This is a genomic window from Actinomycetospora sp. 2LY8.5 (genome assembly GCF_057180585.1).
In genome coordinates, this window is record NZ_JBXUHE010000010.1 from 64,337 (window position 1) to 77,621 (window position 13,285).

At 74.9% G+C, this 13,285-nt stretch carries 14 protein-coding genes; 8 read left to right on the top strand and 6 right to left on the bottom strand.

From position 1 onward, the window contains the following. Positions 1–196: 196 nt before the first annotated feature. A complete protein-coding gene (locus tag AC2A1K_RS14320) occupies positions 197–1,414 on the bottom strand; it encodes an FUSC family protein (RefSeq protein ID WP_483896971.1) in 1,218 nt (405 codons plus the stop codon). A gap of 57 nt (positions 1,415–1,471) precedes the next feature. On the opposite strand from AC2A1K_RS14320, the gene AC2A1K_RS14325 reads away from it, so the two are divergent. From AC2A1K_RS14325 to AC2A1K_RS14335, 3 genes are read left to right on the top strand one after another with little or no spacing between them, the layout of a single operon-like run. Continuing rightward, positions 1,472–2,536, top strand: a complete 1,065-nt coding sequence (locus AC2A1K_RS14325; protein WP_483896972.1) for a hypothetical protein — start codon at positions 1,472–1,474, stop codon at positions 2,534–2,536. A gap of 33 nt (positions 2,537–2,569) precedes the next feature. After that, complete coding sequence (locus AC2A1K_RS14330) at positions 2,570–2,896, top strand: YrhK family protein (RefSeq protein ID WP_483896973.1); 327 nt, start codon at positions 2,570–2,572, stop codon at positions 2,894–2,896. A gap of 37 nt (positions 2,897–2,933) precedes the next feature. After that, entirely contained in the window at positions 2,934–3,812 is an 879-nt protein-coding gene (locus AC2A1K_RS14335) for a DUF1206 domain-containing protein (protein WP_483896974.1), read from the top strand. Here the strand turns inward: AC2A1K_RS14335 and AC2A1K_RS14340 are convergent. The 4 genes from AC2A1K_RS14340 to AC2A1K_RS14355 all read right to left on the bottom strand — a co-directional run bounded on the left by AC2A1K_RS14340 (position 3,806) and on the right by AC2A1K_RS14355 (position 7,345). Further along, a complete protein-coding gene (locus AC2A1K_RS14340) occupies positions 3,806–4,672 on the bottom strand; it encodes an acyl-CoA desaturase (protein WP_483897073.1) in 867 nt (288 codons plus the stop codon). The two genes, AC2A1K_RS14335 and AC2A1K_RS14340, sit on opposite strands and share 7 nt — an antisense overlap. Before the next feature lie 381 nt (positions 4,673–5,053). After that, complete coding sequence (locus AC2A1K_RS14345; RefSeq protein ID WP_483896975.1) at positions 5,054–5,332, bottom strand: hypothetical protein; 279 nt, start codon at positions 5,330–5,332, stop codon at positions 5,054–5,056. Positions 5,333–5,394: 62 nt separating this feature from the next. After that, entirely contained in the window at positions 5,395–6,519 is a 1,125-nt protein-coding gene (locus tag AC2A1K_RS14350) for a Rieske (2Fe-2S) protein (protein WP_483896976.1), read from the bottom strand. Between the two features lie 13 nt (positions 6,520–6,532). Further along, on the bottom strand, positions 6,533–7,345 hold the full coding sequence (locus AC2A1K_RS14355; RefSeq protein WP_483896977.1) for an IclR family transcriptional regulator: 813 nt from the start codon (positions 7,343–7,345) through the stop codon (positions 6,533–6,535). 115 nt (positions 7,346–7,460) lie between these two features. Here AC2A1K_RS14355 and pcaH point away from each other — a divergent pair, with 115 nt between their 5' ends. The 4 genes from pcaH to AC2A1K_RS14375 are packed head-to-tail and all read left to right on the top strand — an operon-like array spanning position 7,461 to position 11,445. Next, a complete protein-coding gene (gene pcaH, locus AC2A1K_RS14360) occupies positions 7,461–8,171 on the top strand; it encodes a protocatechuate 3,4-dioxygenase subunit beta (RefSeq protein ID WP_483897074.1) in 711 nt (236 codons plus the stop codon). Further along, a complete protein-coding gene (gene pcaG, locus AC2A1K_RS14365) occupies positions 8,171–8,779 on the top strand; it encodes a protocatechuate 3,4-dioxygenase subunit alpha (protein ID WP_483896978.1) in 609 nt (202 codons plus the stop codon). The genes pcaH and pcaG overlap by 1 nt, the downstream gene beginning before the upstream one ends. Beyond that, positions 8,776–9,975, top strand: a complete 1,200-nt coding sequence (locus AC2A1K_RS14370) for a 4-hydroxybenzoate 3-monooxygenase (protein ID WP_483896979.1) — start codon at positions 8,776–8,778, stop codon at positions 9,973–9,975. The genes pcaG and AC2A1K_RS14370 overlap by 4 nt, the downstream gene beginning before the upstream one ends. Before the next feature lie 48 nt (positions 9,976–10,023). After that, positions 10,024–11,445 carry a glycosyltransferase gene (locus AC2A1K_RS14375; protein ID WP_483896980.1) on the top strand — a complete coding sequence of 474 codons (1,422 nt, stop codon included), beginning with the start codon at positions 10,024–10,026 and terminating at the stop codon, positions 11,443–11,445. Between the two features lie 8 nt (positions 11,446–11,453). Here the strand turns inward: AC2A1K_RS14375 and AC2A1K_RS14380 are convergent, their stop codons facing one another. Further along, positions 11,454–11,942 carry an Lrp/AsnC family transcriptional regulator gene (locus AC2A1K_RS14380; protein ID WP_483896981.1) on the bottom strand — a complete coding sequence of 163 codons (489 nt, stop codon included), beginning with the start codon at positions 11,940–11,942 and terminating at the stop codon, positions 11,454–11,456. An 80-nt stretch (positions 11,943–12,022) separates the two neighbouring features. On the opposite strand from AC2A1K_RS14380, the gene AC2A1K_RS14385 reads away from it, so the two are divergent. After that, the gene (locus tag AC2A1K_RS14385) at positions 12,023–13,195 is read left to right on the top strand and encodes a DMT family transporter (RefSeq protein ID WP_483896982.1); all 1,173 of its coding nucleotides are present in this window, start codon (positions 12,023–12,025) and stop codon (positions 13,193–13,195) included. Positions 13,196–13,285 lie beyond the last annotated feature (90 nt).

Sequence of the window (13,285 nt, forward strand, 5' to 3'; positions counted from 1 at the left end):
AGACGAGGGGGGATGGGGAGAACCACCGGGTCGTCGGGGGAAAACTCCCGTCCTCGGCGTGCTGTGATGGACATGTCGGCGTGGCCGCCACGCTGGAGCACCCCACACCCCACCTACCTCGGCGTGTCGCGCGAGCGACGATGTGGCGAGCCTGGCGTCAGACGCCAGCGATGCCGCATCGCTCGCACGGCCACCATCACCCCGAGTCCTCGGAGTCCGCCGCCGGGCCTCGGGTCGGGCGGCGTCCGGTCAGGTCGACGACGGCGCGTTGGGCGGCGTTGAGCAGGGCGCCCTCGACGCTCCAGCCGGCGCGCACCTGGCCCGAGGCGCCGGGGAGGCGCTGGGCGGCGTCGCGGTGCACCGCGGTCATCAGTTCCAGCGCCCTCGACCCCGGCGGGTTCCGGTCGGAGCGCGGCGACAGCGCGCCCGGATCGTCGCGGATCTCCTCGAGCGCCTCGGCCAGGTGATCCAGCAGGTCCGCGAACGACCCGACGAACAGCGGGTCCATGTCGGCGTCCTCGCCGTCCCCCGCCTCCTCCGCCGCGTCGACCACCGCCTCGCACAGGTCGTGCACGTGCGCGGCGACCTCCACCACCGCGTCGGCGGCGGGCACCAGCACCGCGGTCGGCGACGGGGTCCGCAGGCGGCGGCGCAGCGGGTTGAGCCGCAGGCTCTCGCGCGCCCAGGCGACGCTGTCCCGCGCGCGGCGCGCCTCCCCGTCGAGCGCGCGGGCGCGGTGACGCCAGTCGTGGGCGAGGTCCGAGCGCGCCTCCTGATCTTCCCGCAACGTCGACGCCATGCCCCGCAGCAGCTCGGCGAGCCGGGCGGTCACGCCGGTGAGCGCCGCGGCCGCGTCGCGCTGGTAGACCGGCGGCAGCACCAGCATGTTGACGACGACGCCCACCGCGGCGCCCACCGCGGTCTCGGCGAGACGCACGACCGCCTCGACCGGCGAGCTCGCCGCCGGTCCGGCCTGGCCGACCAGGATCAGCGCGGTCACCGCCACCCACTGCCCGTGCTCGCCGAACACCCGCAACCGCCCGAGCAGCAACCCCACGAGCACCACGAGCACCAGCCCGACGACCACCGAGCCCGTGAGCAGCGTGACCCCGAGCGCGAGCAGGACGCCTGTCGTGACCACCGCGAGCTGCTGCCCGGCGTCGCGCACCGACCGGTACACCGTCACCTGCACGACGAGGAACACCGCCGCGTAGGGCGCGAGGAACGGCTGCGGCGCCTGCAGCACCCAGTGCGCGAGCAGCCACGCCGCCCCCGCGGCGGCGGCGGCCTTCGCCGCCTGGACGACGGCCTCGCGTTCGGGACCGCTCGACCGCCCGGCGCGGGCGAGGAACCACACCGGGCGCAGGACCTGACGGCGTGCCCGGCGAGCGAGCGTGCGCGGAGAAGGCGCCATGGGGCACGGTGTTCCCACCCACGCCGCCGGCGTGAACGAGAGCGGCGAGGTGCACAGATGAGCAGCGGGCCCGGGACCCAGGAGGATCTCCCCACCTCACTCGAGGACGCGGCCGACCTGCTCTACGGCATCGGGCGCGAGGAGTTCATCCCGGTCCGCGACGCCATGGTCAAGGACGTCCGCAAGGCCGGGGACCGCGAGCTCGCCAAGGAGATCGGCGCGCTGCGCAAGCCGTCGGTGGCCGCGTGGGTCGCCAACCGGCTGGCGCGCGAGTACCCCGAGGAGATCGAGGGGCTCGAGGAGCTCGGCGGGTCGCTGCGCGAGGCGCAGGAGAGGCTCGAGGGCGACGCGCTGCGCCAGCTCTCCCGCCAGCGCCACGGCCTGATCAACGCGCTGGTCGAGCGGGGTCGGCGCATCGCCCGCGAGGAGGCCGTCCGCCTCGGCGATCCCGCGGTCCGCGAGCTCGAGCGCACCATCGGCGCCGCACTGGCCGACCCGGCTGCGGCCCGTGCCCTGGCGGGCGGGCAGCTCGCCGGGGGCATGGAGGCGGGGCCCGGGCTCGGCGACGGCGGGATCAGCGCGGCACTGGGCGGCCCCGCCTCCGGCGCGCGCTCGGCCCGGTGCGACCGGCCCACCCGCCCGTCGCACCTCCGCCCGGACCGCCGGACGGCCCGCCCCGCGCCCCCCGACGAGCCGGACGAGGACGACGACGAGACCGACGACATCCGCGACGACCAGCAGACCCGCGAGCAGGAGGACCGCGAGCGCGCGGAGCAGGAGGAACGCGAGCGCGCCGACCGGGAGCGCCGGGAGCGCGAGGAGCGCGAGCGGGCCGAGCGGGCCGCCCGGGAGGCCCGCGAGCGGGCCGACGACCTGGCCGAGCAGGCCCGCGAGGCCTCCGAGGCCGCCGACGCCGCCACGGAGGAGGCCGCGGAGGCCGACGCCACCGTGAGCGACCTGCGGGCCCGCCTCGACGCCGCCGAGGAGGCCCGCCGCGCCGCCTGGGACCGGGCCGACACCGCCGGCCGCGAGCGCGACACCCGCCGCCGCGAGGCCGACCGCGCCCGCGAGGACGCCGACACGGCCGAGCGGCACGTGCACACGCTCGGCGCCCGCACCTGACGCGCGCCACGGGTGGCGGGCAAGCTCCGCACCATGAGCGCACCGACGGGCGGCACCAGCGGGGAGACCCCGAGCGGGCACGCCCCGCCGCTGATCTACAAGCTGGGTCGCGAGGAGCTCGTGATCCGGCGGCGCTACGAGGTGCTGTCGATCGTCAACGACATCCTCGTCGGTCTGTGGTTCCTCGTCGGGAGCATCCTGTTCTTCTCCGAGGAGACGACCTACGTGGGCACCTGGTTCTTCGTCATCGGCAGCGTCGAGCTGCTGGTCCGGCCGGTCATCCGCTTCGCCCGGCGGGTGCACCTGCAGCGGGTGCCGATGGCCGAGGCCGTGCCGACCGACTACGGGCCCGACTTCTGAGGTTTCGCCGACCGCCGCGGCGGGTGATGCCTCGCCGATGACCACCGATCAGGGCGGCGTGGAGGCGGTCGAGGAGGCCGCCGAGCACGCCGTCCACGAGGCCGCCGACCGCACCGTCCACGGCGGCGGCGACGCGCCCAGCCGTCTCATGGAGATCCTGGGGCGGGTGGGGTTGGTCGCCTACGGCGCGGTGCACCTGCTCGTCGCCGCGCTCGGGCTGCGCCTGGCGTTCGGGGACGCCCCGTCCGAGGTCGACCAGCAGGGCGCGGTCTCCGCGGTGGCCGCGGTCGGGCCGGCCGGCGTGGTGCTGCTCGTGGTGTTCGTCGCCGGTCTCGTGGCGTTCGCGGTCTGGCAGGTCAGCGCCAGCGTCGCCGGCTTCCGGTGGGTGACCGGCGGGGAGCGCGTCCGCAAGCGGGTGGGCGCGGCGTCCAAGGCGATCGCGGTGCTCGCGGTCGCGGTGGTGTCCGCGCGGACCGTCCTCGGCGACGCCGCCAGTGGCCGCGCCGGGCCCCAGTGGCTCGTCGCCTCCCTGCTCGACCTGCCCGCCGGCAACCTGCTCGTGGGCGCGGTCGCGCTCGCGATCATCGTCATCGCGGGCACGATGATCTACACCGGCGTCGCGCGCACCTTCATGGGCGACCTCGTCGACGACCTGCCGACCTGGGCGCGCCGCGCCGGCGTCGTGCTCGGTGCGGTCGGCAACGTCGCGCGCGCCCTCGCGTTCGGGGCGGTGGGCGCCCTGTTCGCCGTCGGCGCCCTGCGCGCCGATCCCGAGCGCGTCGGCGGCCTCGACGAGGCGCTGCGCGAGCTGGTCGGGCGCTGGCAGGGCGTCACGCCCCTCGTCGCGATCTCGGTCGGACTCGCGGCGTTCGGCCTCTACTGCGTGCTCGACGCCCGCTACCGCCGGGCCTACTGAGCGGCGCGGGCGGCGAGTCGCTCGAGGCGCCGGTCCGTGGGCCACTTGACGTGGGAGACCCAACCGAGCTTCTCGAAGAGCCAGATCGTGCGCGCGGAGATGTCGAGTTGGCCGCGGCCGACGCCGTGGCGCGCCGAGGTCGGGTCGGCGTGGTGCAGGTTGTGCCACGACTCGCCCATGCTGGGGATGGCGAGCAGCCACACGTTGGTCGACCGGTCACGCGCGCCCCACGGCCGCTCGCCGACGAGGTGGCAGATCGAGTTCGTGGACCATGCGACGTGGTGGGTCAGGCCGACGCGTACGAGGCTCGCCCAGAAGAACGCCGTGACCGCGCCCCACCACGACCACGTCACGAGGCCCCCGATGATCGGTGGCGCGGCGAGGCTGAACACCGTCAGCCACGTGAAGGCGCGGTGCACGAAGCGCATGTCCGGGTCGGCGAGGAGGTCGGGGGTGAAGCGCTTCTGGTTGGTCAGTGAGCGCTCGAAGATCCAGCCCATGTGAGCGTGCCAGAAGCCGCGCACGAGCGCCGCCGGAGAGGTGCCGAACGCCCACGGCGAGTGCGGGTCGCCCTCCTTGTCGGCGAACAGGTGGTGGCGGCGGTGGTCGGCCACCCAGTGTCGGATCGGGCCCTGAACGGCCATGCTGCCGGCGATCCCCAGCGCGAGCCGCAGGCCACGTCGGGCGCGGAAGGCGCCGTGGGTGAAGTAGCGGTGGAACCCGACGGTGACGCCCAGCATCGTGACCACGTAGAAGCCGGCGGTCAGCCCCACGTCGAGCCAGCTCAGGCCCCACCCCCACGCGAGCGGGACGGCCGCGATCAAGGCGATGAACGGCACGAACGCGAACACGTAGACCATCACGTGCGGGGCGATGTGGCGCTCGTGATCGGAGAGGTACCCCTGCTTGGAGGAGGGTGGGTCGGCGGGCGGCTCGGCGGGCCGCTCGGCGGGCGGGGAAGCCGGACCGGACGTCATGCGGGGATGCTCCCGAGGGGGCGGGCGGTCCTCGGCGACGGGCTCGTCGGCCGGAGGCGGACACGAAGCGAAGCGGAGCTGGACCATGGGGACGGACACGAAGCGAAGCGGAGCTGGACCATCGGAGGTTGAAAAGTGTGCGGCTCCACCCTGGCACGGCGTGCGGGAGGCCGAGTCGCGAGGCCCCGGGCAGTCGGACGACCGCCGGGTCGGGTTCGCCCGACGGTCGCCGGGCGCTCACCCGGACGTCGCAGGTAGGCCGCCTCACGCGCGCGCCGCCGGGACGAGATCGTCGTCCTCGCGCAGTTCGGTGATCACCGGCGGGGCCATGTCGCCGCCCGAGGCCATGTCCTTCTCGATCTCGGCGCGGCAGCGGGCCCGGGCGTCCGCGTCGTCGAACGCGAGCAGGACGAGGACGCGGTCGCCGTCCCCGTGGAAGACGCGGGCGCTGCGGCACTCGCGGGCCGCGTCGGCGTCGATGAACGCCTGGCGGAAGTGGTCGAACCCCTCGGTGGGGAAGTCGGCGAGGGCGTGCGCGGTCATCGGGCACCTCCGGATCGGGAACGGTCGAGGGTGCCCGACGAGCGCGTACGCCCACTCGTGACTCAGCTCGCCGGCACGCCCTCGTAGCCGGTGACGGCGAGCTCGAGACGCCCGTCACGCACCCGGGTGCGGAAGGTCGGCTGCGGCGCGGTGGCCGGGCCGTGCACCACCGAGCCGGTGTCGAGGCGGAAGACGCTGCCGTGCCAGGGGCACACCACGCACGGCGGGCCGTCGCCGTTCGTGACCTCGCCCTCGTGCAGGGGCGCCGAGGCGTGGGCGCAGCGGTCGGCGAGGGCGTGGACCTGCTCGCCGCGGCGCACGACGAGCACGCCGACGTCACCGACGATCCGCCGGGCCGGCGCGCCGTCGGGCAGGTCGGCGACGGTGCCGGCGTCGGTCCAGCCGCCGGGGCCGATGTGCGGGTAGCCCTGGGCGTGGTTGGCGCCCATCGCCTGGTGATACGCCATGTGCCCGCCCAGCGCGGCGCCCGCGGACCCGACGGCGAGCGCCGCCCAGCCCCACAGCGCGCCGCGCGTGCCGCGGCCCCGGACGCGCGCCGCCAGCGATGCGGCATAGCCGGCGAGCATCGTGGCGTTCGCCGCCGCGTGGACGACGCCGACGCGCTGCTGCTCCTCGTGACCGTCGGCGTAGTCGGCCCAGCCCGCCGCCGCGGTGGGCACCGCCGAGACGAGCCCGAGGGCGATCAGCGCGGTCGCCGGGCGGCGGGTCCGGGGCAGGACGTCGAGCACCCCGGCGGACACGAAGCTGCCCAGCGAGAGCTGCGCGAGCATCGGGTGCAGCGGATGGCCCATCCACACCCCGTGCAACGCGTCCTTGACGTCCTGGCGGCGCAGGACCTGGTGGACCGCGTCGCGCAGGGGCGCGGCGACCTTGTCGAGGGCGGGCGACGTGGCGAGGCGGTCGATGTCGTCGAACGGGCGCACGGGTGACCTCCGGGTCGTGGTGGACCCGAGGTGTCGCCGGTCACGAGGTCCGGTCAAACCCTGGTGGGCACCCAGGGCGGTGTCGGCCACGACCCCCTCCGAGCCCGTCCACGGGCCCACCACGGCGTTCGGGTGCTCCTTCGCCGAGTCGATCCGCGAGGAACTGCGCGAGGACGGCATCACCGTCACCGCGCTGCTGCCCGGGGCGAAGGCCGCCCGACGGGGCGCGACGGCGTGGCCCACGCGAAGCAGGTCGTCATGCGCCGTCGGCGACCGGCCTGACCACGCTGAGCGGCCGCTGCCGGGCCGACGGGGCGCCGAGGGTCCGAGAGATGCCGCGGGCGGCCGCGCGCACGGCCGGGACGATCGAGCGCGGCTCGGCGCCCGCGCTCGGCACGACGACCGACAACGACGCGACGACCTGCTCGTCCTCGCCTCGCACCGGGGCGGCGACCGACAGCGACAGCAGGTCGACCATCCCGTCGCAGACCGCCACGCCCTCGCGGCGCACGGCAGCGAGCGCGCGGCGCAGGTCGGCGGCGTCGGTGATCGTGCGCGGGGTGAGCGCGGGGAGCGGTCCGGCGAGCACGTCCTCCTGCACCGCCGGTGGGGAGAAGGCGAGCAGGACCTGCCCGACGCCGGTGGCGTGCAGCGGCATCCGGCCGCCGACGCGGCTGAAGATCCGGACGGCCTCCGGGTGCGCGAGCCGTTCGACGTAGACGACCTCGTGGCCGTCGCGGACCGCGAGCTGCACGTTCTGCCTCGTGGCCTCGTAGAGGTCCTCGAGGTAGGGCATGGCGCGTTCCCGCAGGCCCAGGCTGCGCGGGGCGAGCGCGCCGACCTCCCAGAGCCGCAGGCCGATCCGGTAGCGCCCGTCCTCGTCGCGCTCGAGCGCGCCCCAGGCGGCCAGCTCGCCGACGAGTCGGTGCGCGGTCGAGAGCGGCAGCCCGGCGGCGCGGGCGATGCCCGAGAGCGTCAGCGCCTCGGAGTCGGGACCGAACGCGGACAGGATCCCGAGCACGCGCTCGGTGACCGACGGCCCGCTCTGGCCGCCCTGCGCTGGGCTCACCGTGGCTCCTTCTGCTGACCGGAAGCTCGATTCTGGCACGGCGGGCGGAGCGGGCACCCTGACCAGGGTGAGCGCACCACAGGAGCCTGCGACGCAGCAGGAGGTCTCGGCCGAGATCGCCGCCGCTGCCGGCGCACCCTCGCTCCCCGCCGGCCACCCCGACCGCGCCTACGGGCCGTACCGCAGCACCGCGCTGCGAGCTCCGCACCAGCCGCTGGTGGTCTCGCCGCCGAGCCTGACCGAGCTCGCGGCGCCGGTGTTCGGCGCCCGCGACGTCGCGCCGATTGAGTCCGACCTGACGAGCCACCACACCGGCGAGCCGCTCGGCGAGCGGATCATCGTCACCGGTCGCGTGCTCGACGGCGACGGCCGCCCGGTCCGCCGTCAGCTCCTCGAGATCTGGCAGGCCAACGCCTCCGGGCGCTACCGCCACGACGGTGACCAGCACCCGGCGCCGCTCGACCCGAACTTCACCGGCGGCGGACGCGCGCTGACCGACGACGACGGCCGCTACCGCTTCGTGACGATCAAGCCGGGCGCGTACCCGTGGCGCAACCACACCAACGCCTGGCGCCCCGCGCACATCCACTTCTCGCTGTTCGGCACGGCGTTCACCCAGCGTCTGGTGACGCAGATGTACTTCCCCGGCGACCCGCTCTTCGGCCTCGACCCGATCTTCCAGTCGGTGACCGACGAGAAGGCCCAGCAGCGTCTGATCGCGGCGTACGACCACGACGTCACCCGGCCCGAGTGGGCCCTGGGCTACACCTGGGACATCGTGCTCGACGGCGCGCACGCGACGCCCCAGGACCCGGACGGAGTCTGATGCTCGACCTCACGCCCTCCCAGACCGTGGGGCCGTTCTTCGCGTTCGGCCTGCCCTTCGACGGCGGCGGCGACGTCGTCCCGGCCGGCACGCCCGGCGCGATCACCCTGTACGGCACCGTCCGCGACGGCGCGGGCGCCCCGGTGCCCGACGCGCTGCTGGAGTTCTGGCAGGCCGGCCCCGACGGGCGCCTGCCCACCCGGCCCGGGTCCCTGCACCGCGACGGCCGCGGCTTCACCGGGTTCGCCCGCGTCCCGACCGACCGCGCCGGCGACTACCACCTGCGCACGCTGCGCCCCGCCGCCCCGGCCGGCTCGCCGCACGCGCCGCACCTGGCGGTCGCGGTGTTCGCGCGCGGGCTGCTGCACCACCTGTTCACCCGCGTCTACTTCCCGAACCACGCGGACGCGAATGCCGCCGACCCGCTGCTCGCGTCCCTGGACGAGGCGCGCCGCGCCACGCTGGTCGCGGTGCCCGACGGCGGCCCGACCGGCCCCGGCTACCGCTTCGACGTGCGCATGCAGGGCGCCGGCGAGACGGTCTTCCTCGACCTGTCCACGCATGGCCCTGCCCAGCCGCCGGCCACGACGACCGCGACGCCGGCGTGAGCACCCCGGCGCCCGCACGCACCCAGGTCGCGATCGTCGGCGCCGGTCCGGCCGGCCTGATGCTGTCGCACCTGCTGCGGCGGCGCGGGGTCGACGCGGTCGTGCTCGAGGCCCGGCCGCGCGAACGCGTCGAGACCCGCCAGCGCGCGGGCATCCTCGAGCACGGCACCGTCGACGCCCTGCGCGAGGTCGGCGCCGACGCGCGGATGGACGAGATCGGCATGCCGCACGACGGCTTCGAGCTGCGCTTCGCCGGGCGCGGCGTCCGGGTCGACATGCAGGAGCTCACCGGCCGCCACGTCATGATCTGGGCACAGACCGAGGTCACGAAGGACCTCGTCGCGCTGCGCCTGGAGCAGGGCGAGCCGCTGCTGTTCGACGCCGAGGTGCTCTCGGTGGACGACGTGGAGACGGACTCGCCGAGCGTGCGCTACCGCCACGACGGCGCCGAGCACGTGCTGCAGGCCGACGTCGTCGTCGGCGCCGACGGGTCCTACGGGCCGTCGCGGCGCGCGGTCCCCCAACGCCTGGTGCGCCGCTTCGAGCGGATCTACCCGTACTCGTGGCTGGGGATCCTCGCCGACGTCGCGCCGTCGTCGCACGAGCTGATCTACGCCCGCGGGCGCACCGGATTCGCGCTGGCGTCGATGCGCTCGCCGTCGGTGACCCGCGCCTACATCCAGGTGCCGAACGGCACCGACCCCCTGTCGTGGGATGACGAGGCGATCTGGGACGAGCTCGCCGCCCGCTTCGCGCTCGACGACAGGTCGTTCACGCTGGCCCGCGGGCCGATCACCGACAAGTCGGTGACGCCCATGCGCAGCCTGGTCACCGAGCCGATGCGCCACGGGCGGCTCTTCCTCGCCGGCGACGCGGCGCACATCGTGCCGCCGACCGGCGCCAAGGGCCTCAACCTCGCCGTGGCCGACGTGCGGGTGCTGGCCGAGGCGTTGGGCGATTGGTTCGCGACCAAGGACGAGCGCCTCGTCGACGCCTACTCCGACACGGCGCTGCGCCGCGTCTGGAGGGCGTCGCACTTCTCCTGGACGATGACGACGATGCTGCACGTGAACCCCGACGGCGACCCGTTCGACGAGCAGCTCGCCCTGTCCCACCTGCACCACATCGAGACCTCGGAGTCGGCTCGTCGTGCGCTGGCGGAGAACTACCGGGGCCTGGCGCTGGGCGATGTGTAGCGCGGCCTAGGCTCGCCGCGACGATCACTCACGCGGGGAGACGACCACATGGGCGACCGGCTGATCTTCCAGTTGGGTACCAACAACTGGCAGCGCGACGGCGAGTTCGCCCCCGGGTCGGGGATCCTCCACGAGGCGCATCACCGCGCCTACGACGAGCTGCCCGGTGTGCGCTGCTACTCGATCTATCCGTCACGGGTCCAGCGCACCCGCGCGGGCGAGGACGACGTGCGGGTGTTCGCGCTCGAGCACGACATCCCGATCTGCGAGTCGATCTCGCCGGTCAGCAGCTACCGGTGGCACGCCATGCCTCCCGAGGAGGTGGCGGCCTACCGGGCGCGCCTGACCGCCGAGGTCACGGCGTTCATCGACGACGTCGAGGCCACCACGGGCGACGAGTTCTCGCTGTTCATCGCCCACCACGCCTTCATGAACGCGGTGGTGATGCGCGACGTCGTCCGCGCGCGCGTCGCCGCGGGCCGGCCGCGCATCCCGCTACTCGACTTCGCCCACGGCACCGAGCTCAAGATGTACGTCCAGGAGCAGCGCGGCGAGAACCCCGCCGAGTTCCCGTGGCGATTCCTGCCGTTCATCCAGGAAGAGAAGATCTTCGACTGGTCGGCGGGCCCGGAGCGCGGCGTCGACGTCGTCGCCGCCATCTCCTCCGAACAGGTCGACGCCTTCTCCTCGGTCTTCCCGGAGTTCCCGCGCGAGCGCATCGTGCTCTCGCACAACGGCTACAACCAGCAGGCCTTCCACCTCGCGCCGGAGATCTACGCCGACCGCGCGCGGGTGCTCGCCGGGTTCACGACGCAGCCGCCGGACGGGAACGGCCGGGAGCCGTCGCCCGCGTCCCGCGCGGCGGCTCCGCTGCGCTTCGTGCCGCAGGCCGTCGCGCCCGAGGGCGGGTTCGACGCCGTCGTGGCGTTCGTCGGCAAGTTCGCCGACTGGAAGCGCCTCGACGCGCTGCTGCGCGCCGCCGCGAGCTACGAGCGCGGCGGGCGGCGCGTGCTGACGCTCGTCGCGGGTTCGGGACCCGTCGAGGAGCAGGTCAAGATGCACGAGCTCGCCGCCGAGCTCGGCCTCGAGCGGACCTACTTCCTCGGTCCGCGCCCGCAGCCCGAGCTCGCGACGATCTTCGCCTGCGCCGACGTCGGCGTCTTCCCGTCCTACCGCGAGCCCTTCGGCCTGGTGTTCCTCGAGTGCATGGCGTGCGGGACGCCGGTGATCGGCGCTGACTCCGGGGGGCCGCGGGACTTCGTCACCGACGAGGTCGGCGTGCTCGTGCCCGAGACCGACGACCGACAGGCGCTGGCCGACTCGCTGGCCGCCGCCGTCGAGCGCTCGCTCGCCCAGGACTGGAAGCACACCAAGGGCCCGGTGGCGGCGCGCTACGCCCGCGACGGGTTCAGCGTCGTCAAGCAGGTCTCGGACCTGCTGGCCGAGGTCGACCGGCTGACCGCGGGCTGACGTCCTGCTCAGACCTGCGTGACCCGGTCGACGAGCGCCGAGGTCGCCACCATCGTCGTGAACCGCGCGACGCCCGGCACGCGCGCGAGCGTCCGGCGCAGCAGGACGTCGAGTGCCTCGACGTCCTGCACGTCGACCCGGATGAGGTAGTCGATGTCGCCGGTGACGTGGTGGCAGCTCACGAGGCCCGCGAGGTCGACGATGTGCCGCTCGAACCGCCCCACGGTGGTGGCCGTGTGGTCGACGAGCGTCACCGCCAGGTGCACGACGAGCGCGCGGTCGACCGCCTCCGGGTCGAGCACCGCCCGGTAGCCGCGCACGACCTCCTCGTTCTCGAGGCGCCGCAGACGGCGTTGCGCCGACGACGCCGAGATCGACACGGCCTCGGCGAGGTCGGCGATGCTCGATCTTCCGTGATCGGCGAGGTGATCGAGGATCCGCCGGTCGACGCGGTCGAGAGCCGGCTGGGCGGATCGTGCACGTCCTGGCGCAGTCATGGGTACATCGTGCACCGAAGACGGACACCGACCCACAGATAGCCCGACATCACCCGCACCCGCGGGCGCATCGTGGAGTCATGACGGGAGGCATGTCGAGACGGACCGCATTGGCTGCGATGACCCTGGCCGGCGCGGGGTGGGGAGCGGTGTTCGTGGCGCCGGAGCTGGCGCCGCTCGCCCCCGCGCTGCTGCTGGCGATGGGCCGGTTCGTGGCGTTCGGGGCGGTGTCGCTGCCCCAGGCGCGCGCGGTGCTGCGCGCCGGCATCCCGTGGGGCCGCGTGATCGCCCACGCCGTCACCGGCTCGCTGCTCTACTACGCCCTCGTCGCGCTGTCCGTGCGCCTCGCCGGCCCGACTATCGCCGTCGCGACCATCGGGCTCGTCCCGGTGGTGATGGCGTTGCTGTCCAACCGGCGGGGGGTCGCGGGCGTGTGGGCGCTGCTGCCGGCGCTGGCGCTGGTCGGCGTCGGGCAGGTGCTCGTGCACCTCACCCCGGTGCCCGGGCCCGGCGGGTGGTCCGCGGTGGTCGGGACCGTGCTCGCGCTGGTCGCCGTCGCCTCCTGGAGCTGGTACGGCATCGACTCGCACCGCCTGATCGCCGCGCGTCCGGACCTCGGCCCGGTGCTGGCCGGTGCGCAGGGCCTGGCCGCCGGCGTGCTCGCCCTGCCCGCGGCGATCTGGCTGCTCGCGACCCAGGGCGTGCCCGCGGAGCCGGTGCGGGCGCTGCTCGTGGTGCTCTTCCTCGGCCTGGTGTCCTCGTGGCTGGCGGTGCGGGCGTGGCACGCCGCCGCGGCCCGGCTCTCGCCCGTGCTGGTCAGCCAGCTCATGGCGCTCGAGACCGCCTGGGGCTTCCTGTTCGCCGCCCTGCTCGCCGGCTCCGTGCCCGGCCCGGTGGCCCTGCTCGGCGAGGTGGCCCTCGTGGCCGGCGTCGCCCTCGCGGTGGTGACCGACGGGCACCGGGAGCGTCGCGAGGCCCGCGCGGACGAAACTGGTTGGGCCGGCGAGGTGGTTCGGCGCGGCGGCCACGCCGACGAATCCGACACAGCACGCCGACAGGGTCGGGAAAGCCCCCACGATCATGTCGCCCGTCACGTCGCCCGTCACATCGCCCGTCAGGACGGGCCCGGCTCGTCGGCGAGCACTGCTCGCGCCACCCGCAGCGCCGCGTCACGGATGCGCGACGAGCGCGGGTCCTCGGCCGAGGAGTGCGCGACGGCCTCGAGCAGCGCGCACACCTCGAACCCGGCGTAGTCGCCGGCGAGGCCGGCGTAGCGGGCGATGGCCACGCGGCGCCGGAGCACGGCGGCGGCACGGTCGATGGTCTCGGCGTCGAGGCGCGCG

Coding starts and splice junctions, on each gene's coding strand:
- AC2A1K_RS14320 (WP_483896971.1), bottom strand. CDS start 1,414: ATGGCGCCTTCTCCGCGCACGCTCGCTCGCCGGGCACGCCGTCAGGTC.
- AC2A1K_RS14325 (WP_483896972.1), top strand. CDS start 1,472: ATGAGCAGCGGGCCCGGGACCCAGGAGGATCTCCCCACCTCACTCGAG.
- AC2A1K_RS14330 (WP_483896973.1), top strand. CDS start 2,570: ATGAGCGCACCGACGGGCGGCACCAGCGGGGAGACCCCGAGCGGGCAC.
- AC2A1K_RS14335 (WP_483896974.1), top strand. CDS start 2,934: ATGACCACCGATCAGGGCGGCGTGGAGGCGGTCGAGGAGGCCGCCGAG.
- AC2A1K_RS14340 (WP_483897073.1), bottom strand. CDS start 4,672: ATGGTCTACGTGTTCGCGTTCGTGCCGTTCATCGCCTTGATCGCGGCC.
- AC2A1K_RS14345 (WP_483896975.1), bottom strand. CDS start 5,332: ATGACCGCGCACGCCCTCGCCGACTTCCCCACCGAGGGGTTCGACCAC.
- pcaG (WP_483896978.1), top strand. CDS start 8,171: ATGCTCGACCTCACGCCCTCCCAGACCGTGGGGCCGTTCTTCGCGTTC.
- AC2A1K_RS14375 (WP_483896980.1), top strand. CDS start 10,024: ATGGGCGACCGGCTGATCTTCCAGTTGGGTACCAACAACTGGCAGCGC.
- AC2A1K_RS14380 (WP_483896981.1), bottom strand. CDS start 11,942: ATGACTGCGCCAGGACGTGCACGATCCGCCCAGCCGGCTCTCGACCGC.
- AC2A1K_RS14385 (WP_483896982.1), top strand. CDS start 12,023: ATGACGGGAGGCATGTCGAGACGGACCGCATTGGCTGCGATGACCCTG.